Source organism: Amycolatopsis sp. BJA-103 (genome assembly GCF_002849735.1).
Taxonomy (GTDB): Bacteria; Actinomycetota; Actinomycetes; order Mycobacteriales; family Pseudonocardiaceae; genus Amycolatopsis.
The window spans coordinates 899,916-921,460 of sequence record NZ_CP017780.1; the positions used below are offsets into that span (position 1 = coordinate 899,916).

Genomic DNA, 21,545 nt, shown 5'->3' on the forward strand with positions numbered 1-21,545 from the left:
CAGGCCTTCACGGACTCGCCACCCGACAGGACACGTTGACTTTCTCCTCAAATAACCGTCCCTAGCCTCGCTTGCTTGAGCTTGATCAACGGAGGCTGATGAGCCTGCGCGAGTGTGGAGGATTTGGGACGTTCAACGTCCCAAATCCTCCACACTCGAACGTGCTGCGGCGTTCGTCGTTCCCCGCTCGGTTGTCGGCCGGAGGTCGTGACCGGCATGACCTTGATCAACGGAGGATCGGGGACGTTGAGTGTCCCCGATCCTCCGTTGATCAAGGTCTAAGACTGGAGTGCTCTCGCGACGGTGAAGGAATTAGGACGTTGAGTGTCCCAATTCTTTCACCGTCAACGAGGCCCACTGCGGTCTGGAACCCTGGGTCGCCTGAGCCGCGTGAAGGGGGCCTTCACGCGGCGTCCGCGGTCGTCAGCGTGCCCGGCGGGGGAGGCGCGTCGGCAGTGGCGCGCCTCGTCGCGGCTGCTCCGTCGTCGCCTGAACGGGTGGCGGGGCAGACCGTTTCGGCTGGGGCAGCGGGGGCGGGCCCTGCGACTCGCGGGGCCAGGTGGGGGTGATCATCGCCTGCGCCCCGACCCGGCGGACCGGCAGCCCGTGCGTCTCGCGGGCGGGCAGGCCGGGCCAGATCTCGCTCGCCTCCTTGGCGGCGTCGTGGATCGCGGTGCCGTCGAGCGAGGTACGCGTCTCCTCGATGTCGCGGTCGAGCCACTGGACGACGAACTCCAGCGGGCCTGCGGGCGGCAGCGGCCACAGGAAGATCTCGTGGTCGACGTGGAACGCCGAACCGCCCAGCCCTTGGGCACGCAGCACCGGCTGGTCCGGTTTGGTGGCGGACGGCACGGAGATGGTCTCCGAACTGGCCCGGCGTCCGTCGGGGAAGAGCACTCCGACCAGCAGCGCGTTGTAGTCCGGGACCCGGCGGTGGTCGATCAGGCCCTCGCCGGGTTCGTCCAGCAGGAGATCCCGCGAGTACACCGACAGCTGGAAGGTCACCGCCTCCGGCCACACCTCGATGCCGCGCAACGCCACGATGGTCCGTTCGGCGCGGCCCAGCGGCATCGACCAGGGCAGGATCGCCGGGACGATGTACTCGTGCGGCGAGTCCACCCAGGGGCGGCCGTTGTAGCCGAAGAGCTCTTGCTCCGGCACCGGGAACAAGGGACGGCTGCGCGGACCGTCCGCGAAGAAGCTCATCGCGGACCGGGTGGGGCGAACCTGGCTGACACGCCGTTCACGCAGTCAATGACCACCATGCGGTTCACGGTATCCGATGACCATGCCGGTACTGAACGGTTTCAACGCACCTTTCGCGTCACCCGAAGCCCCTGAGCCGCACTTTCGTCCCCTTCGGCACCTTGGTGCCCGGCTGCGGATCCTGCTGCAGGACGAAGTCGAAACCACCGTTTCCGCCGCCGTGACCGTTGCCGTTTCCTCGACCCTCACGGTCGGCGTCCAGCCCCGCCTGGCGCAGGATCTGGACCGCCTCCTCCATCCGCTTGAAGGTCACGTTGGGTACTTCGACGGCGTTCGAAACGAACACGCCGATCCGGCGGTTGCTCGCCTTGCCGCCGCCCTTGGGGTCGGTGCGGGTCACCTGGCCGGCGGCGAGCTGGTCGGAGAACTCCTCGCCCGCCTGGAACGGCTGGAAGCCGGCCTGCTGCAGGATCTGGAAGGCGGCGTCCTTGGCCTGGCCCGTGACGTCCGGGACCGGCGGCAGCGGTTCGGGGCCCTTCGACAGGATGAGCGTGACCTGCCCGCCGATGTTCAGCTGGGAACCGGCGCTCGGGTCGACGCGGATCACCTTGCCCTTGGCGACGTCGCTGTACTCCTGCTCGCCCGGCACCGGGGTCAGCTGCGCGGCCTTGATCGCCGTCTCCGCGTCCTGCTGGCTCGTCCCGGCCTGGATGTCCGGCACGATCGGGCGGCCCTTGGACAGCACGACGTTGACCGTGGCGCCCGGCGCGAGCGACGTGCCCGCTCCCGGATCGGACCGGATCACCGTGTGCTGCGCGGCGGTGTCGCTGTACTCCTCGGTGTAGGCCGGGGTCAGCTTCGCCGACCTGAGCGCGTCACCGGCGGCGGCCTGGTTCATCCCGGCCAGCTTCGGCACCGACGACGAGGTCGGGCCGGAGTCGTTGAGGATGAAGGCGAAGGCGCCGATCAGGCCGCCGAGGATCACCACCGCGGCAGCGATCATGAGGTAGAGGCGTTTGCGCGACTGCGGTTCGTCGTCGTCCGCGGGCGGTTTGGGACGCGGGGGAGGCGTCCGGGGCGGCTGGGCGGCGGGGAACTGCGGCTCCCGGTGCAGCGCCTGCGTTCCGCGCGGACCGGTGACCGGCATGGTCGCCTCGGCGACCGGGGTCAGCACCGTCGTCGCCATGGCGGGGTTCATCGCGGGGACGGCGGGGATGCCGGGGGTGGTGCGCTCGGCGTCGGTCTCCCGGTCGGAGTCCGCGGGCAGCGGCACGGGGACCGGGACCGGCGGGACACCGAGGGCGGTGCGCAGGTGGTTCAGCTCGGCGAGGAACGCCGCGGCGTCGGCCGGGCGCTGCGCGGGGTCGCGCCGGGTGGCGCGCAGGATCAGCTCGTCCAGCATCGGCGGGAGGTCCGGGCGCAGTTCGCTCGGGCGCGGGACGTCGTCGTTGACGTGCCGGTACGCCACCGAGATCGCGGTGTCGCCGGTGTACGGCGCGCGCCCGGTGAGCATCTCGTACAGCAGGATCCCGGCCGAGTAGACGTCGCCGCTCGAGGTGGTCTCGCCGGTGGCGACCTGCTCGGGCGAGACGTAGGCGACGGTGCCGAGGATGACGCTCGAACTCGTGGTGCCCGCGCTCGCGATCGCGCGGACCAGGCCGAAGTCGCCCACCTTGACCACGCCGCCCGAAAGCGCCGTGCCGCCGCGGCCGATGAGCACGTTCTCCGGTTTGACGTCGCGGTGCACCAGTCCGGCGGCGTGCGCCGCGGCCAGCGCGGACAGCACCGGTTCGGTGATGCTCAGCGCGAGCGCGATGTCCAGTGGGCCGCGTTCGGCCAGCAGTTCGCGCAGGGTCCCGCCGTCGACGAGTTCCATCACCAGGAACGCGCGGCCGGACTCCTCCCCGCCGGGGGTGTCGAAGCCCTGGTCGTGCACCGCGACCACGTGGGGATGGTGCAGCCGGGCCGCCGAACGGGCTTCCCGTTCGAAGCGCTCGACGAAGGACCGGTCGTCGGCGAACCGCGGGTCCATGATCTTGATGGCGACCTGGCGGTCCAAGCGGGTGTCGACGCCGCGGTACACCGACGACATCCCACCGCGTGCGAGCAGCTTGTCCACCCGGTAGCGGCCCTCGAGCAGAGTGCCCACCAGAGTGGGATCCGTGCGTGTCACGGCTATGGATCGTACGGAAGTACGCATGTTCTGGTGTACGGGACCTGGCTCGCCGGGGATCACGATTTCCGTCATTTCGTCGAATCGGCGGTATGCGTGACCACTCCGGCACTCTCCGTTATGTCCAGGCCGTCACCCAAGCGTACTAACGGAGCCGGAGACGGAATGTGGCACAGTGTCACCTGTGAGTGGTATTCCCGTCGCCGACGACGTTCTCGATGCAGATGTGGCCGTTCTCCCGATTCCGGAGGTCGCGACCGCGCTGAACGTTTCGGCCAACAAGGTCCGCCAGATGCTGCGCGACGGTCACCTGATCGCCGTCCGGCGCAAGGGCGACCTGTACGTGCCGGGCGCGTTCCTGGTGAAGGACGGCGTGGTCAAGGGCCTGGCGGGCACCATCACCGTGCTCGCGGACTCCGGGTTCAGCCGGACGGAGATGCTGCGCTGGCTCTTCGCCGAAGACGAGACCCTGCCGGGCGCCACCCCGGTCAACGCGCTCCGCACCAGCCACGGCACCGAGGTCAAGCGGCGCGCGCAGGCGATGGCGTTCTAGGCGTTCTGACCAGGACATACGTCGCGGCGGCGAGCAGCTGACAGCCCGCCGCGAAGCCCAGCGCGGCGGTTACGGAGAGTGCGCTCAACGGTCCCGCGGCCGCGGCGCCCACTGCGAGTCCGGTGATCTTCACGCTCGCCGCCGTCGTGAAAACCTGAGCCCGCACCTCCGGGGGCGCCTCGCGATGCCGGATGGCGAAAAGCGCCGAAAGTTGCGGTCCTTCGGCGAGTCCGGCGAGGACGGCCGCGGCCAGCAGGGTCACCACGTCGTGGCCCGCCGCCGCGAGCAGGAAGCTCGCGCCCAGCAAACCGGTGGTGGCGAGCACGGTGCGGTCCGGTGGCGGCGGCCTGCGGGCCAGCACGGCGTTCGCGACCAGTGACGCGGCGGCCAGCACGGTGAGCAGGAGCGCGCCGAACCCCGGGTTTTCCAGCCGTTGGGCGCCGAGCAGCGGATAGCAGACGACGGCGGTCCCGATTCCGGCGAAGGACACCGTCGACGTCGCGGTGGCCCGGAGCAGCGCGCGGTTCCGGAAGAGGACCGCGAACCCGTCGGCGAGCCGTCGCCGGATCGGTTTCGCGGGCTTCGCCTCGACGGCGGGAAGCGACCAGGCCGCGGGGAAGGCCACCGCGACCAGCGTGATCGCGACGGCCACGGCTGCCGGGGCGCCGGCGTAAGCGGCGACGAGCCCGGCGAGCCCCGGCCCGGCGAGGCTCGCGGCGGTGAACGTCATCGCGTCGAGCGTGCTGGCCCTGGCCAGTGGTGTCGTGCCGCGGACGTGGGGAAGTTGCGCCGTCCAGCCCCCGGCCAGCGCCGGATTGAGCAGCCCGGCCGCGACGGCCACCGCGATCGCCGCGGGGACTTCGACGAGCGCGAGCACCGCGCCGAGCCCGCCCGCGTAGGCGAGCAGCGCCCACGCCAGCAGCCGCCCCGGACGGGCGCTGCGGTCGAGCAGCGCGCCGAGCAGCGGCCCGCCCGCCGCCGCGGAAATCGTCAGGCCCGCGAGCAGGGCGGATCCGGTCGCCGCCGAGCCGTCGACACCGAGGCCGAGCAGGAGCAACGCCGGCCCGGAGAGTTCGTCGCCGGTCCTGGCGACCGTCGCGCCGACGAGATAGACGGCGAGTCTGTAACGGCCTCTCATGAGAAAGACGTTACAGTGGGGCATGGCTTCGACGCAGCGGGATTTCCTGCCCGGCCGGTCCGCGCGGGCGGCGGCGCAGCGTGCGGTGGATCTGCTGGAGGTCTTGCTCGGGGCGCCTACGGTTTCGGGTGTCCAGGCGGTCCTGGAGGCGCACGGTGAGACTTCCGTCGAGCTGGGACCTTCGGATGTGGCTTCGCTGCGCGAGGCGGCTCTGGAACTGCGTGAGGTCTTCGCGGCGCGGGATGCCGCGGAGGCGGCCGACGTGCTCAATCGCCTGTTGGCCCGCTACGCGCATCCGCCCCGGCTGACCGATCACTCCGACGGCTTCGGCTGGCACCTGCATGTGGACGCCGACGACGACGGCCCGTGGGGCGCGTGGCTGGTGACGTCGTCCGCGCTGGCGCTGGCGGTCCTGCTGGCGGACCGTCAGGCGCCGCCGGGCGGGCTGTGCGCCGCTTCGGGCTGCGGGAAGCCCTTCGCGCACTTGGGTGGGGGGAGTCCGCGGCGGTACTGCTCGACGCGGTGCGCGACCCGGGAGCGGGTCGCGGCTCACCGTCGGTCGCGGTCGTGAGTGGGGTGCCGGGACGCTATGAAAGGCCCGTTACTTGCAAATTTTGCAAGTAACGGGCCTTTCATAGCGCGCGCGACGGGGAAATCAGCCCTGCTTGTCGCGCCAAGCGATCCAAGACCGGAGCTTGTCGAGGTTGAAGTCCGGTCCGCCGGTGGCCACGGTGAACAGCGAGACGCCCTGCTCCAGCAGCTTCGGGCCCAGTTCCTCGGGCTCGCCCTCGACGGCGACCGAACGCTCGATCTCCTTCGGGTCCCGGCCGACGTCGGCGCAGTGCTGGTCGAGGATCCTGACCTTGCGCTCGACGACCTCCGGGTCGCCGAAGCCGTGCCAGATGTCGGCGTGCTTCGCGACCAGGCGCAGCGTCTTCTTCTCGCCGCCGCCGCCGATCAGCACCGGGATCTTGCGGACCGGCTGCGGGTTCAGCTTCCCGAGCCTGCTCTCGATCCGGGGGAGCGCCTCGGCGAGGTTGTCGAGCCGCCCGCCCGCGGTGCCGAACTCGTAGCCGTACTCGTCGTAGTCCTTCTCGAACCAGCCGGAGCCGACGCCGAGGATCAGCCGCCCGTCGGAGATGTTGTCGACGGTGCGGGCCATGTCGGCCAGCAGTTCGGGGTTGCGGTAGCTGTTGCACGTCACCAGCGCGCCGATCTCGACCCGTGACGTGGACTCCGCCCAGGCGCCCAGCATGGTCCAGCACTCGTAGTGCAGGCCCTCGGGCTCGCCGTACAGCGGATAGAAGTGGTCCCAGTTGAACACGATGTCCACACCGAGGTCTTCGGCTTCCGAAGCCGCCCGGCGGATCGCCTTGTACTCGGCGTGCTGCGGCTGCAGCTGCACGCCGATCCGGATCTTCCTGTTCGCAGCAGAGGTCATGATCGCACCTTAAGCCTGGAGTTGCTCCACGCGCTCGCCAGTAACCTCGGCAGGGCGACGGCCGCGCGACGACGGCGGGGCACGACGGCGCGTGTGTTCAGCACGTCGTAACCGAGGGCCACGATTTCGTCGAGAATGCCTTCGTAGAGTACGAGCGCCGTCCGCACGCAGTCCCGGGATTCCTCGCGCAGCAACGGGATTCCCGCTTCGGCGCGGCGGTACACCGCCCGGTTGCGCGCCACCGTCACGGCGAGCGCGCGCCGCACCCGCCGGTCCGGCAGCCCGCGGGCGCGGGACCATGCGAGCAGTTCGCGGTCGACGCCGAACGCGGCCAGTTCCTCGGTGGGCAGGTACAGCCTCCCCCGGTCGAGGTCCTCGCCGACGTCACGCAGGAAGTTGGTCAGCTGGAACGCCTCGCCCAGCGCGGCCGCGCCGGCGGCCGCCTCCGCGACCGGGACGACGGTGCCGAAGACCGGCAGCATCTGCAGGCCGATCACCTCGGCCGAACCGTGGACGTACTCCTTGAGATCGGCGTAGGTCGCGTACTCGGTGATCTTGAGGTCCATCGCCATCGACCGCAGGAAGGCGTCGAACAGTTCGCGGTCCAGATCGTGGCGCCGCACGGTGTCGGCGAGCGCGGCCAGCACCGGATCGCCGGGCGTGGCGCCGTCGAAGACCCGTGCGACCAGGACGGCGACCTCGTCCAGCGCGACGGCGGGATCGGTGCCGGGCGCGGGGTTGTCGACCAGCTCGTCGGCCATCCGCGCGAAGCCGTACAGCGCGTGCGCGAACGGCCGCGTCCGCGACGGCAGCAGCCGGGTCGCGAGAAAGAACGTGCGGCCGTAGTGCGCGTTGATGCGGCGGCATTCGGTGTACGCCGCCCGCAACGCCGGTCCGGTGATGCCCGCGGCGTCGAGTTCGTTCATCGGCCGGTGACCCTTCCCGCCGCGAGCCTGCCGGAGATCACCACCGGCGGGATGCCGACGCCCGGTGTGGTCCCGCAGCCCGCCAGCACGACGTTTTCCGCCGCCCGCACCAGGTTTCCCGGCCGGAACGGGCCGGTCTGGGCGAAAGTGTGCGCGAGGGAGAACGGGGTGCCCGCGGTGAGCCCGCGCTCCGCCCAGCCCGCCGGGGTGATCGTCTCGTCGACGGCGAAGTCGTCCGCGAAGCCGGTGAGGCCGCGGTTTTCCAGTGTCCGCAGGAGTTCCGTGCGATAGGCGGGACCGACCCGGCCCCAGTCGATCTTGCCGCGGCGCAGGTTCGGCGCCGGGGCCAGCACCGAGATCACCTGGTCGCCACCGGGGGCGAGCCCGGGTTCGGTCGCGGTCGGCCGGGTCACCAGCAGCGACGGATCGCTCATCAGTCTGCCCTCGCGGATGATCTCCGAGAACGTCTTTTCCCAGGCGTGACCGAAGTAGATGGTGTGGTGGCCCAAATCCGGCCACGACTTCGGCGCGTGCCCGTGCAGGACGACGGCCGACGGCGAGTACCGCAGCGGCAGCGGGCGACGAGGGCGGGCGCCGAGCAGCCGGTACGCGGTACCGAGCTCGGTCGCGAGAACCACGGTGTCGCAAGGGATCCGCTCGCCCGAGCGGGTCCGCACCGCGCGCACCCGCGAGGAAACCCTTTCCAGCCAAGCGGCTTCGGTGCCGAAGCGCACTTCGGCGCCGGCCCGTTCGGCCGCGTTCGCCATCGTCCGGGCGATCTCGCCCATCCCGCCCGACGGGTAGTAGACCCCGCCGACGGTGTCCATGAAGGAGATGACGCCGTACGCGCCGATCGCGCGGGCCGGATCGAGTCCCGCGTAGAGCGCCTGGAACGAGAACAGGCGGCGCACCCGGTCGTCGCGCAGGAAGCCGCCGATTTTCGGGCCGAGCCGTCCGAAACCGCCCAGCGCGGCCAGTTTCGCCAGCTCCGGGCGGACGAGATCGAGCGGGGAATCGAAGTTCGCACCGATGAAGTGGTCCTTCTGGACCGCGTACAACTCGGTCAGCCAGCGCCGCAGACGACGGTAGCCCTCGGCTTCGGCCGGACCGGCGGCCGCACGGATCTCGGCCTCCATCGCCGCCGCTTCGGTGTGCACGGCGATGGTGCTGCCGTCGGCGAACCGCGCGCGGTAGGCCGGGTCGAGCCGGGTCAGCGTCAGGTTGTCCGCCAGCGATTCGCCGACCGCGGAGAAGGCCTCGTCGAGCAGCTCCGGCATGGTCAGCACGCTGGCGCCGGTGTCGACGGTGTTGCCGCCGAAATCCGCCTGCCCGGCTCGTCCGCCGGGGCTCTTGTCCTGCTCCAGCAGGGTCACCCGGCGTCCGGCGCCGAGCAGGTGCAGCGTCGCCGACAATCCGGCGAGCCCGCCACCGATCACCACCACGTGGTCACTCGGACCGGTGACGGTGCGCATCAGTACGTCCGCTGGGTCGCCTTGACGACCAGCCCGGTCAGCGCGGCGGGAGCGGGCTCGGCCAGGTGGGCGCGGTCCAGCGCCGCCATCGCGGACTCGGTGAGCTCGTCGATACGGCGTTCCACCGCGTCGACCGCGCCGACGTCCTGCAGTGCCTCGCGCACGGTCTCGACGGCGTCTTCGGACAGGTGCGCGTCGCCGATGGCGTCGGAGATGACCCGCGCCGCGGCGTCCTTGCCCTGCTCGGCCGCGCGCTGGAGACCCAGCGCGACCAGCAGCGTCCGCTTGCCCTCACGCAGGTCGTCGCCCGCGGGCTTCCCGGTGACCGACGGGTCGCCGAAGACGCCGAGGAGGTCGTCGCGCAACTGGAACGCCACGCCGACCTCGTCGCCGAACTCGCGCAGCGTCGCGATCAGGGCGTCGTCGGCGCCGCCGAGCGCGGCACCGAGGTGAAGCGGGCGCATGACGGTGTACGCGGCCGTCTTGAGCTTGCAGATGTGCAGCGCGGCCTCGGGGGAGGCGTCCCCGGTGGCCTGCGTGCGGACGTCGAGGTACTGCCCGGCGAGCACCTCGGTGCGCATCGCGCGCCACGCGGGCCGCGCGGCGGCCAGCGCGGCGGGCGGAAGCGGGGCCTCGCCGAACATGTCGTCGGCCCAGGCCAGCGCGAGGTCGCCGACCAGGACGGCGGTCGCGAGCCCGAACGTGCTCGGCGAACCCATCCAGCCGCTGTCGGCGTGCAGTTTCGCGCCCGCGATGTGCACCGTCGGCGAACCGCGGCGCGAATCGGAGGAGTCGATGAGGTCGTCGTGGATCAGCGCGCACGCCTGGATCAGCTCCAGGCTCGCGACAGCCTGCAGCACGCCTTCGACGTCCGGCCCCGCCGGATCGCCGCCCGCGCCGCGCCAGCCCCACCAGGCGAACGTCGGGCGCAGGCGTTTGCCGCCGCCCAGCACGAATCCGGCCAGCGCGTCGATCCCGGCCCCGACGGTCGGTTCGGTGCGGCGGATTTCGGCACCGGCGCGCTCGAGGAACCCGGCCAGTGCCCGCTCGACGTGGGCGGGCAGATCGGCGTCGTAGGCGGACGTGTCCATGAGCACATCCTCCGGGAAGGACACCGCCGTGACCCAGTCGGGTGCCGCGGAATGTGGCGAAACAGACGTCAACCGCGGCCTTTGTCGCGCGCTTCCTTGTCGTAATGCCGCTTCGCGCGCGCCCGGTTCCCGCAGTCCGACGAACTGCACCATCGTCGCGACCGGTTGCGGGTCTGGTCGGTGAAGATCCAGCCGCACCCCGGCCCCTCGCACTCCCGGATCCGCGCGAGTTCGCCGGACCGCAGCAGCTCCTCGGCCGAGAGCGCGAGGAAGTGCGGCAGCGCGGCGTCGCCGGTCAACGGCACCGTCCACCGCAGCGGCAAGGACGGCGCGAGTTCGGCGTGCCGGTACGCCGCGACCAGGGTCTTCCGCAACGCCGTGACGTCCGGAGGGTCCGAAACGAGCACCCGGTAGAGCGTCTCGCGGAACGACTTCACCGTGTCGAAGACGGCCTCGGAGATCTCCAGTCGTTCGGTGCCCGCGCCGACCAGGACGACCCACTCGGACAGCCGCGCGGGATCCGAAAGCCGATCGTCCCGCCTGGCCGGATCGCGCCGCCAGGAAACGGTGTTGACCAGGTCCAACGGCACGCTCCCGCCGATGCTGTCGTACCCGTCCCAGTGGCCGTCCACGCGCCCTCCTAATGGTCAAACTCAGTTTAGCTTGTTAGGGTCGGTCGTATGACAACGCTCCGGCAGCACTATCTGGCCGGCGCCCGCGTCGGCCTCGGGCTGGGTGTCGCGACCTTCGTCCTCGGTGTCACCTTCGGCGCCTACAGCCAGACTCTGAACTGGGGGATCGCGGCCCCGATCGTCGCGTCGATCATCGTGTTCTCCGGCTCTGCCCAGTTCGCGATGGCCACCGCGCTCGCGGGCGGCGGCAACCTCGCCGTCGCGGTCGGCGCCGCGGCCCTGATCAACGCCCGGTTCCTGCCGATGGGCGCCGCCGTCGCCAAGGACCTGCGCGGCGGGCGGCTGCGCCGGGCATGGGAGGGCCAGGCCGTCGTCGACGGTTCGTGGGTGGCCGCCCACCTCGGCGGCGGGCGCTTCGACCGCGAGAAACTCATCGGCTGCACGCTCGTCCAGTTGCCCGCGTGGGTGCTGGGCACGGTGCTCGGTGTCGTGGCAGCGCCCTCTCCGGACGTCGTCGCGCGCTTCGGGCTCGACGTCGTCTTCCCCGGCTTCTTCCTGGTCCTGCTCATCGACGAGCTGCGCCGCTCACGCGAGGCCGTCCTGACCGCGGCCCTCGCCGCCTGCCTCGCCGGGGCCCTGGTGCTGTTCGTCCCGGTCGGGCTCGCGCTGATCGGGGCCTCGGCCGCCGCGCTGGTGGGCCTGGGGGTGCGGCGATGACGCTCTGGATCGCCATCGTCGTCGTCGCGCTGGTCAGCATCGGGTTCAAGGCGGTGGGCCCGGTCCTGCTCGGCGACCGGGACCTGCCGCCGCGCCTGGCCGGGGTGATCGCGCTGCTGGCGCCCGCCCTGCTGGCCGGGCTGGTGCTCACCGACGTGACCGGCCCGGCCTGGTCCGGCGTCGACTGGACGCTCTGCGCGGGCCTGGCCGCGATCGCCGTCACCTACGTGCTGCGCGTGCCGGTGCTCGCCGCGATCCTGTGCGGCGTCGTCGTCACCGCCGCGCTGCGGTTCCTGATCTAGCTCCAGAACGGCCCGGAGAGCCCGGCCTTGGCGAAATACGCGGCCGCGTCCTTCGGCTCGCGGCGGGTGTAGCCGTGGTCGAGCCTGCCTTCGTACCAGCCTGCCGCGAGCCGCCACAAGGTCGCCAGGTCCAGGACGTAACCCTTGTCCTGGCCCGTTTCCGTGAGCCATCCGTCCACACAGGACTCGCCGCAGAACAGGCGCTGGTTGCCGCAGGTGTGCACGACGTCGTCCCACATCCGCGCCGCCGGGACCAGGAAGTGCGCGACGAGTTCACCCTTCGGCGGGGTCCGGTCGTTCACCATCAGGGCCTGCGGCTCGCCGCAGCCGCGGCAGCGGGTGGACACGAGCACCTCGGGTTCGCCCTTGACCAGATGCGGGATCGCGAACGCGTCCCACGCGCACCCGCCCCACCACAGCGTCCGTTCGCCCATCACGGAGAACCCCAGCGGGATCGCCGCGAACGGATGCGCCATCACGACGTGCTCGCGGGCGTCGAGCACCACGTGGCGTTGCTCCGCGAGCCGGTGCAACGCCTGTTTCGCCACCGCCAGCGACCCGTGGGCGGCATCGGCCAGCTCCGGCGCCGTCGGCCGCCTCCCGTGCTCGGCGAACGCCCGGTAGACCGCGACGCGGACGTCTTCGTCCCAGCTGGTGTCGTCTTCGGCGCTCATGGTTCCAGAGTCTCCCCAGGTGGACGCCGCTCGGCAACCGCTCGCGAGTGGCTGAAGTCGCATGTCCATTGCCTGAGAGGGGACTCCCAGCCAGCGGACTTTCCCCCTTAACATGGTGGTATGACGTCGGTGGTCGAGCGGTTGCAGGGTGATGGACCCGTGTTCTCCATCGAGTTCTTCCCGCCAAGGGACACGGCGGACGAGGCCGTGCTGTGGAAGTCGATCCGGGAACTCGAGCCACTGGACCCGGCCTACATGTCGATCACCTACGGCGCCGGCGGCTCCAGCCGCGACGGCACGATCCGCAGCATCGCCCGCGTCGCCACCGAGACCACGCTGGTGCCGATGGCGCACCTCACCGCCGTGAACCACTCGGTCGCGGAACTGCGCAACGTCATCGGCTGGTACGCCGCCGTCGGCGTGCGGAACATCCTCGCGCTGCGGGGCGACCCGCCGGGCGACGTCTACGGCGACTGGGTGCCGCATCCGAACGGGCTCAACTACGCCGAGGAACTCGTCGAACTGGTGCGTTCGCTCGGCGACTTCTGCGTCGGCGTCTCGGCGTTCCCGTACGGCCACCCGAGGTCGGCGAACCTCGAGGCCGACACCGAATACCTCGTGCGCAAGCTCCGCGCGGGCGCGGATTTCGCCATCGCGCAGCTGTTCTTCGAACCCGAGGACTTCCTCCGCCTGCGGGACCGGGTGGCGGCGACCGGCTGCGAGGCGCTGGTCATCCCCGGCATCATGCCGCTGACCACGCTGCGGACGCTGCACACGTCGATCAAGCTGTCCGGCGCGCCCGCGCCGCGGCGGCTGCTCGACCGGCTCGAACCGCTGGCCGACGACCCGAAGTCGTTCCGGGCGGCGGGGATCGACGCGGTGACCGAACTGTGCGAGCGGCTCATCGCCGAAGGCGTTCCTGACCTGCACTTCTACACGTTCAACCGGTCCAAGGCCACGCGTGAGGTGGTCAGCAGGCTCGGGCTGGTCCCGGCCCGCGCGTAACTCCGTACCGAAGTCGCCCGTCGTCCCGGTAGCGTGCCTGGCATGGCTTCGACCGCGCAAAGTGTGCACCAGATCTGTGACCGGTACGTCGACGAGTACGCGGCGGCCGACCCGGTCACCGCGACGACGTACGGCATCTCCGGATACGACGACCAGCTGACCGACTACTCGCCCGCCGGGTACGCGGCGCGGGCGGCGATCGCCTCCCGGGCACTGGCCGACATCGAAGCGGCCGAGCCGCGCGACGACGGCGAACGCGCGGCCAAGGCGGTCTTCACCGAGCGGACCGGGCTGATCCTGGAGATCCACGAGGCGGGTCTCGACATCGCCGAGTTGAACGTGATCGAGAGCCCCGCGCAGAACCTGCGGATGGTCTTCGACCTCATGCCCGCCGAGACCGAGCGGGACTGGGCGAACATCGCCGCCCGCATGGCCAGGGTTCCCGAGGCGCTCGACCAGTACCGCGCGTCGCTGCTCGCCGCCGCCGACGCGGGCCGCGTCTCGGCGCTCCGCCAGGTCAGCAAGGTCGCCGAGCAGGCCGAGACCTGGGCGGGGCTCAAGGAAGAGACCGGGTTCTTCACCACGCTGATCTCCGGCGCGAAGGGCGTGAGCGCGGACCTGCGCACCGAACTCGAGCACGCCGCCCGCGCCGCGCAGGAGGCGTACGCGGAGTTCGCCGGTTTCCTCCGCGCCGAGCTCGCCCCGCGGGCCCCGGTCAAGGACGCCGTCGGCGCCGAGGTCTACCGGCTGTGGTCCCGGCTGTTCACCGGAGCCACCCTCGACCTGGACGAGGCCTACGCCTGGGGCTGGGCCGAGTTCACCCGCATCGAAACGGAGATGCGCGAGGTCGCGAACCGGATCAAACCGGGTGCCACCCTCGCCGAGGCGGCCGCCGTCCTCGACGCCGATCCGAAGTACGTCGTGCGCGGCCGGTCGGAATTCCAGGCCTGGATGCAGAACCTGTCCGACAACGCGCTGAAGTCGTTGCGCGGCAAGCACTTCGACATCTCCGACCAGGTCATGGAGCTGGAGTGCAAGATCGCCCCGCCCGGCGGCACCGTCGGCGCGTACTACACCGGCCCGAGCGAGGACTTCTCCCGCCCCGGCCGCATGTGGTGGTCGCTGCCGCAGGGCCGGGAGGAGTTCATCACCTGGCGTGAGGTCAGCACCGTCTACCACGAGGGCGCGCCGGGTCACCACCTGCAGATCGCGACCGCCGTCGACCAGTCGGAGTCGTTGAACAAGTACCAGCGGCTGCTCGCGTTCACCTCCGGGCACGCCGAGGGCTGGGCGCTGTACTCCGAGCGGCTGATGGAGGACCTCGGATTCCTCGCCGACGACGGCGAACTGCTCGGCATGCTGTCCGAGCAGCTGTTCCGCGCCGCGCGCGTGATCGTCGACATCGGCATGCATCTGGAACTGGAGATCCCGGCGGGCACCGGCTTCCACGAGGGCGAGCGCTGGACGCCCGAGCTGGGCCTGGAGTTCATGCTCACCCGGACCGTCACCGACCCGGCCCACGTGCACGACGAGATCGACCGCTACCTGGGCTGGCCGGGGCAGGCGCCGTCCTACAAGCTCGGCGAACGCCTCTGGCTCACCGCGCGCGACGAGGCCCGTGCCCGGCAGGGCGACGCTTTCGACATCAGGCAGTTCCACACGCGGGCGCTGGCGCTCGGCGGGATGGGGCTGGACACGCTGCGGGAGATGCTGGCCGCACTGGACTGAGCCGCCCTCTCTCGCCTTTTCGCGGTCCAAAAGCGCGCTATGGGTCCCTTGGGTCGTGAGTGGTGATTCGAGTTCTATTGCGGGGTAAGTCAAATGTGGCGTGACCGAGCCTCTGCGATGAAGGACCCCTTCGCTGGCTTCAAGGCTGAGAGGTGGCCTTCGCGGCACGGTTCTGGACCGGCCAGCGGGCGCCAGTCGTTCCCTGAGTGTTCACCGGGGACACTCTCTGGCGGTCGAATGTCCGGTTGAAGTACGTGAAGGCCCCCTTAACTACTTTCAGGGTAGGGAAGGAGGCCTTCACGGACCTGCGATCAGCGGGCTGCACCGGCCGCGCGCAATTCACGTGCGGCACCGGCCGGAGCCTTGATACGTTCCCCCCGTGCACCGGATCTTTCTCGTCACCCCACCTCCCGCCCTCTGAGCGGGGTGTGTGCGGCCGCGCGGCGTTCCCGCCGCCCGGCCTCTTCCTGATGCGCTGAAGAAGCACCCCGCGTCGTCGCCGTCCTCAGACACCGACACCAGACGCAGGAGCGTTTCCCCATGTCCGTTGCCGTAACCACGCGCGCCCGATCGTCGGCCGCGCTCGTCCTCGCCGGCGTCCTCTGGGGGACCGGCGGCCTCGCCGGCTCCCTGCTCGCCTCCCGCGCGGGACTCCATCCGCTGAGCGTCGCCGCGTACCGGCTGCTCATCGGCGGCGTGATCGCCACCGGCTGTCTGTGGCTCACCGGCGGCCTCCGCGGCCTTCCCCGCACACCGGAGGCCCGCCGTCGCCTCCTGACGGTCGGTGGCCTGTTCGCCCTCTTCCAGACCAGCTACTTCGTCGCGGTCTCGCTGAGTTCCGTGAGCGTCGCGACCATGACCACCATCGGCAGCGCGCCCGTGCTGCTCGCCGTCGCGACGGCCGTCAAGTCCCGGAGGCTTCCCTCGGCATGGACGACGGTGTCCCTGGCCGGGTCCCTGATCGGGCTCGCGCTGCTGCAGTGGACGCCCGGGGAAGAAGCCGATGTCGCCGGAGTGCTGTTCGCCTTGCTCGCCGCGGCCGGGTTCGCCGCGCTGACCCTGGTGACCGCGACCCGCGTCGACGGCCTGGATCCCTTGCCCACCACGGCTTTCGGCTGCCTGATCGGCGGTGCCGCGCTCACTCCCGCCGCGTTGTGGTTCGGGATGGCCGTGCCGCCGCAGGTGGACGTGCTCGCGCTCGTCGTCTACTTCGGCGTCGTGCCCACGGCGCTGGCCTACGCCGCCTACTTCCGCGGCCTCGAGGGCGCGCACCCCGTTCTGGCCGCGTTGTCCGCCCTGCTCGAACCGCTCACGGCCGCGCTGCTGTCCATGGTGGTGCTCGGGGAACGGCTCGGCGCCGTCGGCTGGTGCGGCGCGGCGGTGCTCATCGCCGCGCTCGCCGTCGCCTATTCGAAGCCTTAGAGCGGCAGAGTCCGGCCGAGGATCGCGAACGCCCGCGGATCCCCGGCGAAGTGGTAGTCCCGCAGCACGTCGACGAAACCGACGCGCCGGTAAAGGTTCCAGGCCCGGCTGGTGCCTTCCGGCGTGGAAAGGAGAACGTGGGCGCTGGGCACGCCGTCGAGCAGCCGTCGCAGGAGGTCCTCGCCGATCCGCTTCCCCTGGCTCGCCGGGCTGACGTGGATCTCGGTGAGCTCGAAGTAGTCGGACATCCACTGCTCGGCGGCGGCCTGGCCCTCACGGCGGGTCAGGCCGTGGCGGACCTGTTCGTGCCACCACTGGCCGCCGCGGCCCTTGTAGCCGTAGGCGAGGCCGAGCAGGACGCCGTTCGCGTCGAGCGCGGCCATACAGCGCCATCCTTCGCGCAGCGCGTGCGTGAGCCACATCGGCGCGCGTTGTTCCGCCGTGCCTTCGGGGTAGCGCATGGCGTCGACGTAGATGGTCAGCGCCTCGGGGAGCCGGGCGCGGAACTCGTCCGCGGACAGCTGGACGTAACGGGTGCATTCCGAGGACATCGCGGTCACGGGCGCCCATCCTGCCCGTCGCCCGCGACGTCCGTGGGAGTACCCCCGGTCAGCGCGACGAGCCCGTCGAACGTCGTGGGGTAGACCGACTTCGGATGCCCGGCGGCGGCCCAGACGACGTCGTGAGCGCGTAACGCGGTGTCGACGAGAGTGGGCAACGCCTTCGGGTGACCGACCGGGGCGACGCCGCCGATGGGCTGCCCGGTGTGCGCACGGACGAAATCCGCGTCCGCCTTGCCGATCTCGTCGGCTCCGGTCGACGCCGCGAGGATTCCGGTGTCGGCGCGGTGCGCGCCCGACGTCAGCGCGAGCAGGGCCGTCTCCGCGTCACCGGTGCGGCTGCGGAACACGAGGCTGTTCGCGATCGCGCCGACCTCGACACCGAGCGCTTCGGCCGCCTGCGCGGCCGTGCGGACTTCGGCGGGGAGGATCCGGATCCCGTCCGCGGCGGCCTGCTGACCCGCCTCGGCGAGCGCGGCCGCGACCTTGGCCACCGAGGGGTGGCCGGACTGGTCGATGGTGCTCATGAGCCTATGAGATCACGTGGCCGATCCCGTGTCCCGCGCCACATGCGGCGATCACCCCGTTACGGGGTTGAAGAAAGGGGCACGTCAGGGTTACATTGGTCTTGTTCGAACAGACGTTCGACATTCGGTGAGCGCGCACCGGTAGGTGCCCGGAGCGGGGGCGGGGGAAGCGCCTCGGCACCGGGCACCGGCCGGCGCTCACGTACAGGAGGAGGGTCGTCATGTCCGTTTCGGTCGTGTCCCCCGACGAAGCCGAGAGGCCGGGGGGCACCGCGCAGCCCGCCCTGCCGATGTCGTTGCGCCCGCCGGCACCACCCGCGGCGGTCTCCTTGTACGCGCAGGCAAGGCGTGGCCTTGGCGAAGCAGAGCGGGAGACCGAGCCCGCGGAGCGGTTCATCGTGGCGTACCTCGCCGCGCTGCGGGGCGCCGCGGCGGTGCTGGAGGCACGCGGCCGCCCGCACCGGGGCCGGGCCCGCCCCGCGAGCGGCTGGGTGCTGCTCGACTCCGTCGCGCCCGAGCTGAAGGAGTGGGCGGCGTTCTTCGCGGCCAACTCCGCGACGCGGGCCGCCGCGCAGGCGGGCATCACCGGGAAGGTCACCGTCGACATGGCGGACGAGCTGGTGCGTGCCGCCACCGTGTTCCTGGAATTGGTGCGACGGGTGGTGCACGGGCTGCCGATGGGTGATTCGGCGCATGTGGCCTAGGCCACCGCGGAGAGGGGGTGCCCGATGGCCGGGCAGGCCATGATCGACCAGGGCAGGTTCCTGGAGGTGATCGGCGCCGAGACCGAGCTGATGGCTCAGGTGGCGCACACCGCGTCCGCGGACGCGCCGGTCCCGACCTGCCCCGGATGGACCCTCGGTGAAGTGCTCCGGCACGTGGGCAGCGTGTACCGGGTCACCCGCCGCTGGATCGCCGACGGGCGGCGTCCCGAGCACTGGCAGCGCAAACCGGGGCCGGGACAGACCCTGGAGGAGTACTTCCGCGAGGGCCGGGACGAACTCGTCGCCGAACTGTCCGCGCACGACGCGGACGAACTGGCGCCGACCTGGTGGCCGGCGGACCGCAGCTACGGGTTCTGGTGGCGGCGGATGGCGCACGAGGCGACGATCCACCGGATCGACGCGGAGAGCGCGGCCGGACGGGACGTGTCGGAGATCCCCGAAGACGTGGCACTCGACGGGATCGACGAGGCGCTGACGCTCTGGTTCGGCCAGCGGCTGCCGTTGCTGGGACTGTCCGGCACCAAGACCGGATCGGTCGGCGTGCGCACCGCGGGCCACCACTGGATCGCCAGGGCCGGGCCCACGGAAACGATCGCCTGGCGATGCTCGGCCGAGGAGGCCCGGCGCGCGGACGATCTGGTCACCGGGCAGCCGGACAAGATCTACCGCTGGCTCTGGGGCCGGGCGGGTCCGACGGCGGTGACGGTCAGCGGAGACCAGGACATGGCGGGACAACTCTGGGCCCTTTTGCGGCTCGCGACCCGATGACCGGTCGGTGGGGAAGCCAAACCGGTCAGAAATGTCGGTGGTGCCGTCTAGATTCACCGGTGTGGCGGTACAGCTGGTGAATCTGGTCTTCGACTCGGCCCTTCCCAGAGATCTGGCGGGTTTCTGGGAAGGGCTGTTCAGCTGGGACGCCCCGTTCCAACCGGCCTTCCGCTCCGAGGCGGGCCCCAAACGGGGCAAGAACCGGCTGCATCTGGATCTGGCGAGCCGTTCTCCGGAGCACCAGGCCGAAGTGGTGGACCGCGCGCTGTCCCTCGGCGCGCGGCACATCGACATCGGCCAGGGTCCGCCGGAGGAGAAACGGGTGCCGTGGGTGGTGCTGGCGGATCCCGAGGGCAACGAGTTCTGCGTCCTCGAACCCCGCGAGCAGTACTCGGGCACCGGCGCGCTCGCGTCGGTCGTCACCGACGCCCTCGATCCGGAGCGGCTCGCGCGGTTCTGGTCGGCCGCGCTGGGCTGGCGGATCGGCGTCCGGGAAGAGTCGGTCGTGGGTCTGCGGCCGCCGGACGGCCGCGGCCCGTGGATCGAGTTCCTCGCCACGGACGAGAGGAAACGGCACCGGAACCGGCTGCGGTTCGAGGTCGCGCCACGGCGAGGCAGCAGCCGCGTGGCCGAGGTACGGCGCCTGCGGGAGCTCGGCGCGACAGGGCAGTTCGGTCAGGCGATGGTGGACCCGGAGGGCAACGAATTCAGCGTGCTCACGCGGCGCTGAGTTGTTCAGCCCGGTTGTTTCATCGGAGTTGCGTGGCGGGGCCGAACGCTGACCTGAGCGAAACACCCGCGCCGTGGGCAGGCAACAACCGGCCGGGAATGTTGAGGTCATGGAGACCTATCGAGTCCTGCCGGCCCAGATCCACCCCGGAGAAGAGACCACGGCCGCGTCCGCCTGGCGGGTCCGGATCCGCGTGGACGACCGGCCGGGCACCCTGGCCAGGATTGCGATCCGGCTCGCCGACCTCGAGTGCAACATCCTCGGGCTGTCGGTGCTCCCGGTGCCCGGCGGCGTGCTCGACGAAATCGTGCTGCGGCCGGCCACCGGCCTGCCCCGGCAACTGCTCGTCGACGCGATCCGTGACGAAGGGTGCGAATGCTCCGCCGTCATCGACGCGGATCTGGCCGAACTGGTCGATCCGGCCACCGCGACGCTCACCGCGGCCAGGAGAGCCGTCGAGGAGCCCGGTGGCCTCGCGGAGGTGCTTCGCGGCGTTCTCGCGGCCGACGTCGTCACGAAGGTCCCGTCGATCGAGGCGAACCCGGCCCGCACAGAGGGCGGGCACCGGGCGGTGTTCCCGGCGGGGGACGGCACCGCGTTCGTCGCGCGCCGCCGGTGGTCACCGTTCGTCGAACTGGAGCTGAGCCGGGCCGTCGCGCTGACCGGCCTGATGACCGCCGTCCGCGACAACGTGACCGGGCCGATCGTGCTCGACCGGCCCGATGGCGCCGCGATAGTCCTGCGGAAGGGCGTCCCCGGTGACGCGGAGGCGGTGTCCGCGCTGCACCAGAGATGCTCGATGACCACGCTTTTCCACCGCTATCACACCGGGATGCGCGCGGTGCCGCGCCGCTGGCTGCACCGGCTGCTGATGCCGCCGCGCGGAAGCAGCCTGCTCGCGGTCTGCGGTCGTGACGTGATCGGTCTCGGCCAGCTGATCCCGTCGGCCGACGGCGGCGCGGCCGAAGTCTCGCTCCTGGTCGAGGATTCCTGGCAGCGCCAGGGCATCGGCACGGCCCTGCTGAGCAGGCTCGCCGTCCTCGCCAAGGCCACGGGAGAACGCGAACTCGCCGCCGTCTGCCTGCCCGGCGACGACTCCCTCTACCGCACCGCCGCCCGGATCGGCCTGCGCCCCGAACGCACCCCCGGGGACTCCGGCACCCTGCGCTTCCGCCTCCCCGACCCGCGCGTCCCAGAGGCCCGCGTTTAGTCCTCTGGTTGCGGTAGTTCGGCTACTTGCGGTTCCAGAACCAGTCTTTGCCGCGGGCCTCGCCCAGCGCCCGCTTCTTGCGCTCGGCGGTGAGCCGGTCCAGGTAGAGCTTGCCGTCGAGGTGATCGGTCTCGTGCTGCAGGCACTGCGCGAGGACGTCGAAGCCTTCGACCTCGATCGGTTCGTTGCGCAGGTTGACACCGCGCACGACGGCCCGTTTCGCGCGGACGACCGGGAACCACAGTTCCGGCACGGAAAGGCAGCCCTCGCCGATTTCGTGGGTCTCCTCGGAGAGCTCGGCGATCTCCGGGTTGATCACGTAGCCGGTCAGCCCGCCGACGTCGTAGCTGAACACCCGCAGGCCGACCCCGATCTGCGGTGCCGCGAGACCCGCGCGCCCCGCCGGTTTCACACCGTCCATCAGATCGGTCACCAGCGACTCGATCTTCTTGTCGAATGTCGTGACCGGATCGCATACGGTCTTGAGCACGGGATCCCCGAAGTAGCGCAGGTCGCGCATCACCATGTTCGAACGTCCTTCTCCG

At 71.1% G+C, this 21,545-nt stretch carries 23 protein-coding genes; 11 read left to right on the plus strand and 12 right to left on the minus strand.

All coding sequences use genetic code 11. The annotated features are described in order from the left end of the window. Positions 1 to 423: 423 nt before the first annotated feature. The gene (locus BKN51_RS04150; RefSeq protein ID WP_101606352.1) at positions 424 to 1,206 is read right to left on the minus strand and encodes a hypothetical protein; all 783 of its coding nucleotides are present in this window, start codon (positions 1,204 to 1,206) and stop codon (positions 424 to 426) included. A gap of 118 nt (positions 1,207 to 1,324) precedes the next feature. After that, positions 1,325 to 3,379: a Stk1 family PASTA domain-containing Ser/Thr kinase gene (gene pknB / locus BKN51_RS04155; protein WP_101606353.1), complete on the minus strand. Its 2,055-nt coding sequence runs from the start codon at positions 3,377 to 3,379 to the stop codon at positions 1,325 to 1,327. 184 nt (positions 3,380 to 3,563) lie between these two features. On the opposite strand from pknB, the gene BKN51_RS04160 reads away from it, so the two are divergent. After that, positions 3,564 to 3,932 carry an Rv2175c family DNA-binding protein gene (locus BKN51_RS04160; protein ID WP_101606354.1) on the plus strand — a complete coding sequence of 123 codons (369 nt, stop codon included), beginning with the start codon at positions 3,564 to 3,566 and terminating at the stop codon, positions 3,930 to 3,932. Here BKN51_RS04160 and BKN51_RS04165 read toward each other — a convergent pair. Further along, complete coding sequence (locus tag BKN51_RS04165) at positions 3,901 to 5,070, minus strand: MFS transporter (RefSeq protein ID WP_101606355.1); 1,170 nt, start codon at positions 5,068 to 5,070, stop codon at positions 3,901 to 3,903. The genes BKN51_RS04160 and BKN51_RS04165 overlap by 32 nt on opposite strands. Positions 5,071 to 5,092: 22 nt before the next feature. Here BKN51_RS04165 and BKN51_RS04170 point away from each other — a divergent pair, with 22 nt between their 5' ends. Continuing rightward, entirely contained in the window at positions 5,093 to 5,641 is a 549-nt protein-coding gene (locus tag BKN51_RS04170) for a CGNR zinc finger domain-containing protein (RefSeq protein WP_101606356.1), read from the plus strand. Between the two features lie 84 nt (positions 5,642 to 5,725). On the opposite strand, the gene BKN51_RS04175 is transcribed toward BKN51_RS04170, so the two are convergent. The 5 genes from BKN51_RS04175 to BKN51_RS04195 form a co-directional block, all read right to left on the minus strand. Further along, on the minus strand, positions 5,726 to 6,511 hold the full coding sequence (locus BKN51_RS04175) for an LLM class F420-dependent oxidoreductase (RefSeq protein WP_101606357.1): 786 nt from the start codon (positions 6,509 to 6,511) through the stop codon (positions 5,726 to 5,728). Next, on the minus strand, positions 6,508 to 7,437 hold the full coding sequence (locus BKN51_RS04180; RefSeq protein ID WP_101606358.1) for a phytoene/squalene synthase family protein: 930 nt from the start codon (positions 7,435 to 7,437) through the stop codon (positions 6,508 to 6,510). The genes BKN51_RS04175 and BKN51_RS04180 overlap by 4 nt, the downstream gene beginning before the upstream one ends. Beyond that, on the minus strand, positions 7,434 to 8,909 hold the full coding sequence (gene crtI / locus BKN51_RS04185) for a phytoene desaturase family protein (protein WP_101606359.1): 1,476 nt from the start codon (positions 8,907 to 8,909) through the stop codon (positions 7,434 to 7,436). Before crtI ends, BKN51_RS04180 begins: the two co-directional genes overlap by 4 nt. After that, the gene (locus BKN51_RS04190) at positions 8,909 to 10,000 is read right to left on the minus strand and encodes a polyprenyl synthetase family protein (protein WP_101606360.1); all 1,092 of its coding nucleotides are present in this window, start codon (positions 9,998 to 10,000) and stop codon (positions 8,909 to 8,911) included. The genes crtI and BKN51_RS04190 overlap by 1 nt, the downstream gene beginning before the upstream one ends. Positions 10,001 to 10,068: 68 nt before the next feature. Next, positions 10,069 to 10,632: a CGNR zinc finger domain-containing protein gene (locus BKN51_RS04195; protein ID WP_101606361.1), complete on the minus strand. Its 564-nt coding sequence runs from the start codon at positions 10,630 to 10,632 to the stop codon at positions 10,069 to 10,071. Between the two features lie 48 nt (positions 10,633 to 10,680). Here BKN51_RS04195 and BKN51_RS04200 point away from each other — a divergent pair, with 48 nt between their 5' ends. Together BKN51_RS04200 and BKN51_RS04205 are read left to right on the plus strand one after the other, a co-directional pair. Beyond that, the gene (locus BKN51_RS04200; RefSeq protein WP_101606362.1) at positions 10,681 to 11,349 is read left to right on the plus strand and encodes an AzlC family ABC transporter permease; all 669 of its coding nucleotides are present in this window, start codon (positions 10,681 to 10,683) and stop codon (positions 11,347 to 11,349) included. Next, on the plus strand, positions 11,346 to 11,651 hold the full coding sequence (locus BKN51_RS04205; RefSeq protein WP_101606363.1) for an AzlD domain-containing protein: 306 nt from the start codon (positions 11,346 to 11,348) through the stop codon (positions 11,649 to 11,651). The genes BKN51_RS04200 and BKN51_RS04205 overlap by 4 nt, the downstream gene beginning before the upstream one ends. Here the strand turns inward: BKN51_RS04205 and merB are convergent. Further along, a complete protein-coding gene (gene merB / locus BKN51_RS04210; RefSeq protein WP_101606364.1) occupies positions 11,648 to 12,325 on the minus strand; it encodes an organomercurial lyase in 678 nt (225 codons plus the stop codon). The genes BKN51_RS04205 and merB overlap by 4 nt on opposite strands. A gap of 120 nt (positions 12,326 to 12,445) precedes the next feature. Here merB and metF point away from each other — a divergent pair, with 120 nt between their 5' ends. The 3 genes from metF to BKN51_RS04225 all read left to right on the plus strand — a co-directional run bounded on the left by metF (position 12,446) and on the right by BKN51_RS04225 (position 16,480). Continuing rightward, positions 12,446 to 13,330 (plus strand): methylenetetrahydrofolate reductase [NAD(P)H], encoded by an 885-nt coding sequence (gene metF / locus BKN51_RS04215; protein ID WP_101606365.1) that lies wholly within the window; start codon positions 12,446 to 12,448, stop codon positions 13,328 to 13,330. 42 nt (positions 13,331 to 13,372) lie between these two features. Further along, the gene (locus BKN51_RS04220) at positions 13,373 to 15,058 is read left to right on the plus strand and encodes a DUF885 domain-containing protein (protein WP_174720391.1); all 1,686 of its coding nucleotides are present in this window, start codon (positions 13,373 to 13,375) and stop codon (positions 15,056 to 15,058) included. A 540-nt stretch (positions 15,059 to 15,598) separates the two neighbouring features. Next, positions 15,599 to 16,480, plus strand: a complete 882-nt coding sequence (locus tag BKN51_RS04225) for a DMT family transporter (RefSeq protein WP_101606367.1) — start codon at positions 15,599 to 15,601, stop codon at positions 16,478 to 16,480. On the opposite strand, the gene BKN51_RS04230 is transcribed toward BKN51_RS04225, so the two are convergent. Together BKN51_RS04230 and BKN51_RS04235 are read right to left on the minus strand one after the other, a co-directional pair. Then, positions 16,477 to 17,040 (minus strand): GNAT family N-acetyltransferase, encoded by a 564-nt coding sequence (locus tag BKN51_RS04230; RefSeq protein WP_101606368.1) that lies wholly within the window; start codon positions 17,038 to 17,040, stop codon positions 16,477 to 16,479. The genes BKN51_RS04225 and BKN51_RS04230 overlap by 4 nt on opposite strands. Next, on the minus strand, positions 17,037 to 17,567 hold the full coding sequence (locus tag BKN51_RS04235; protein ID WP_101606369.1) for a YbaK/EbsC family protein: 531 nt from the start codon (positions 17,565 to 17,567) through the stop codon (positions 17,037 to 17,039). The genes BKN51_RS04230 and BKN51_RS04235 overlap by 4 nt, the downstream gene beginning before the upstream one ends. A gap of 221 nt (positions 17,568 to 17,788) precedes the next feature. Here BKN51_RS04235 and BKN51_RS04240 point away from each other — a divergent pair, with 221 nt between their 5' ends. The 4 genes from BKN51_RS04240 to BKN51_RS04255 all read left to right on the plus strand — a co-directional run bounded on the left by BKN51_RS04240 (position 17,789) and on the right by BKN51_RS04255 (position 21,000). Further along, positions 17,789 to 18,271, plus strand: coding sequence for an SAV_6107 family HEPN domain-containing protein (locus BKN51_RS04240; RefSeq protein WP_101606370.1), 483 nt, complete (start codon positions 17,789 to 17,791; stop codon positions 18,269 to 18,271). A 24-nt stretch (positions 18,272 to 18,295) separates the two neighbouring features. After that, positions 18,296 to 19,060 (plus strand): maleylpyruvate isomerase family mycothiol-dependent enzyme, encoded by a 765-nt coding sequence (locus BKN51_RS04245; RefSeq protein WP_101606371.1) that lies wholly within the window; start codon positions 18,296 to 18,298, stop codon positions 19,058 to 19,060. Between the two features lie 61 nt (positions 19,061 to 19,121). Further along, on the plus strand, positions 19,122 to 19,790 hold the full coding sequence (locus BKN51_RS04250) for a VOC family protein (RefSeq protein ID WP_168214259.1): 669 nt from the start codon (positions 19,122 to 19,124) through the stop codon (positions 19,788 to 19,790). A gap of 109 nt (positions 19,791 to 19,899) precedes the next feature. Then, positions 19,900 to 21,000: a GNAT family N-acetyltransferase gene (locus BKN51_RS04255; RefSeq protein WP_101606373.1), complete on the plus strand. Its 1,101-nt coding sequence runs from the start codon at positions 19,900 to 19,902 to the stop codon at positions 20,998 to 21,000. Positions 21,001 to 21,022: 22 nt separating this feature from the next. On the opposite strand, the gene def is transcribed toward BKN51_RS04255, so the two are convergent. Continuing rightward, positions 21,023 to 21,526 (minus strand): peptide deformylase, encoded by a 504-nt coding sequence (def, locus tag BKN51_RS04260; RefSeq protein ID WP_101606374.1) that lies wholly within the window; start codon positions 21,524 to 21,526, stop codon positions 21,023 to 21,025. Positions 21,527 to 21,545 lie beyond the last annotated feature (19 nt).

What these genes read in the sequence shown, in the direction of transcription:
- metF (WP_101606365.1), top strand. Translation starts at nt 12,446, where the DNA reads ATGACGTCGGTGGTCGAGCGGTTGCAGGGTGATGGACCCGTGTTCTCC.
- BKN51_RS04180 (WP_101606358.1), bottom strand. Translation starts at nt 7,437, where the DNA reads ATGAACGAACTCGACGCCGCGGGCATCACCGGACCGGCGTTGCGGGCG.
- BKN51_RS04255 (WP_101606373.1), top strand. Translation starts at nt 19,900, where the DNA reads ATGGAGACCTATCGAGTCCTGCCGGCCCAGATCCACCCCGGAGAAGAG.
- BKN51_RS04240 (WP_101606370.1), top strand. Translation starts at nt 17,789, where the DNA reads ATGTCCGTTTCGGTCGTGTCCCCCGACGAAGCCGAGAGGCCGGGGGGC.
- BKN51_RS04150 (WP_101606352.1), bottom strand. Translation starts at nt 1,206, where the DNA reads ATGAGCTTCTTCGCGGACGGTCCGCGCAGCCGTCCCTTGTTCCCGGTG.
- def (WP_101606374.1), bottom strand. Translation starts at nt 21,526, where the DNA reads ATGGTGATGCGCGACCTGCGCTACTTCGGGGATCCCGTGCTCAAGACC.
- BKN51_RS04245 (WP_101606371.1), top strand. Translation starts at nt 18,296, where the DNA reads ATGGCCGGGCAGGCCATGATCGACCAGGGCAGGTTCCTGGAGGTGATC.
- BKN51_RS04205 (WP_101606363.1), top strand. Translation starts at nt 11,346, where the DNA reads ATGACGCTCTGGATCGCCATCGTCGTCGTCGCGCTGGTCAGCATCGGG.
- crtI (WP_101606359.1), bottom strand. Translation starts at nt 8,909, where the DNA reads ATGCGCACCGTCACCGGTCCGAGTGACCACGTGGTGGTGATCGGTGGC.
- BKN51_RS04175 (WP_101606357.1), bottom strand. Translation starts at nt 6,511, where the DNA reads ATGACCTCTGCTGCGAACAGGAAGATCCGGATCGGCGTGCAGCTGCAG.
- BKN51_RS04165 (WP_101606355.1), bottom strand. Translation starts at nt 5,070, where the DNA reads ATGAGAGGCCGTTACAGACTCGCCGTCTATCTCGTCGGCGCGACGGTC.
- BKN51_RS04235 (WP_101606369.1), bottom strand. Translation starts at nt 17,567, where the DNA reads ATGAGCACCATCGACCAGTCCGGCCACCCCTCGGTGGCCAAGGTCGCG.
- BKN51_RS04220 (WP_174720391.1), top strand. Translation starts at nt 13,373, where the DNA reads ATGGCTTCGACCGCGCAAAGTGTGCACCAGATCTGTGACCGGTACGTC.
- BKN51_RS04200 (WP_101606362.1), top strand. Translation starts at nt 10,681, where the DNA reads ATGACAACGCTCCGGCAGCACTATCTGGCCGGCGCCCGCGTCGGCCTC.
- merB (WP_101606364.1), bottom strand. Translation starts at nt 12,325, where the DNA reads ATGAGCGCCGAAGACGACACCAGCTGGGACGAAGACGTCCGCGTCGCG.
- BKN51_RS04190 (WP_101606360.1), bottom strand. Translation starts at nt 10,000, where the DNA reads ATGGACACGTCCGCCTACGACGCCGATCTGCCCGCCCACGTCGAGCGG.
- BKN51_RS04225 (WP_101606367.1), top strand. Translation starts at nt 15,599, where the DNA reads ATGTCCGTTGCCGTAACCACGCGCGCCCGATCGTCGGCCGCGCTCGTC.
- BKN51_RS04170 (WP_101606356.1), top strand. Translation starts at nt 5,093, where the DNA reads ATGGCTTCGACGCAGCGGGATTTCCTGCCCGGCCGGTCCGCGCGGGCG.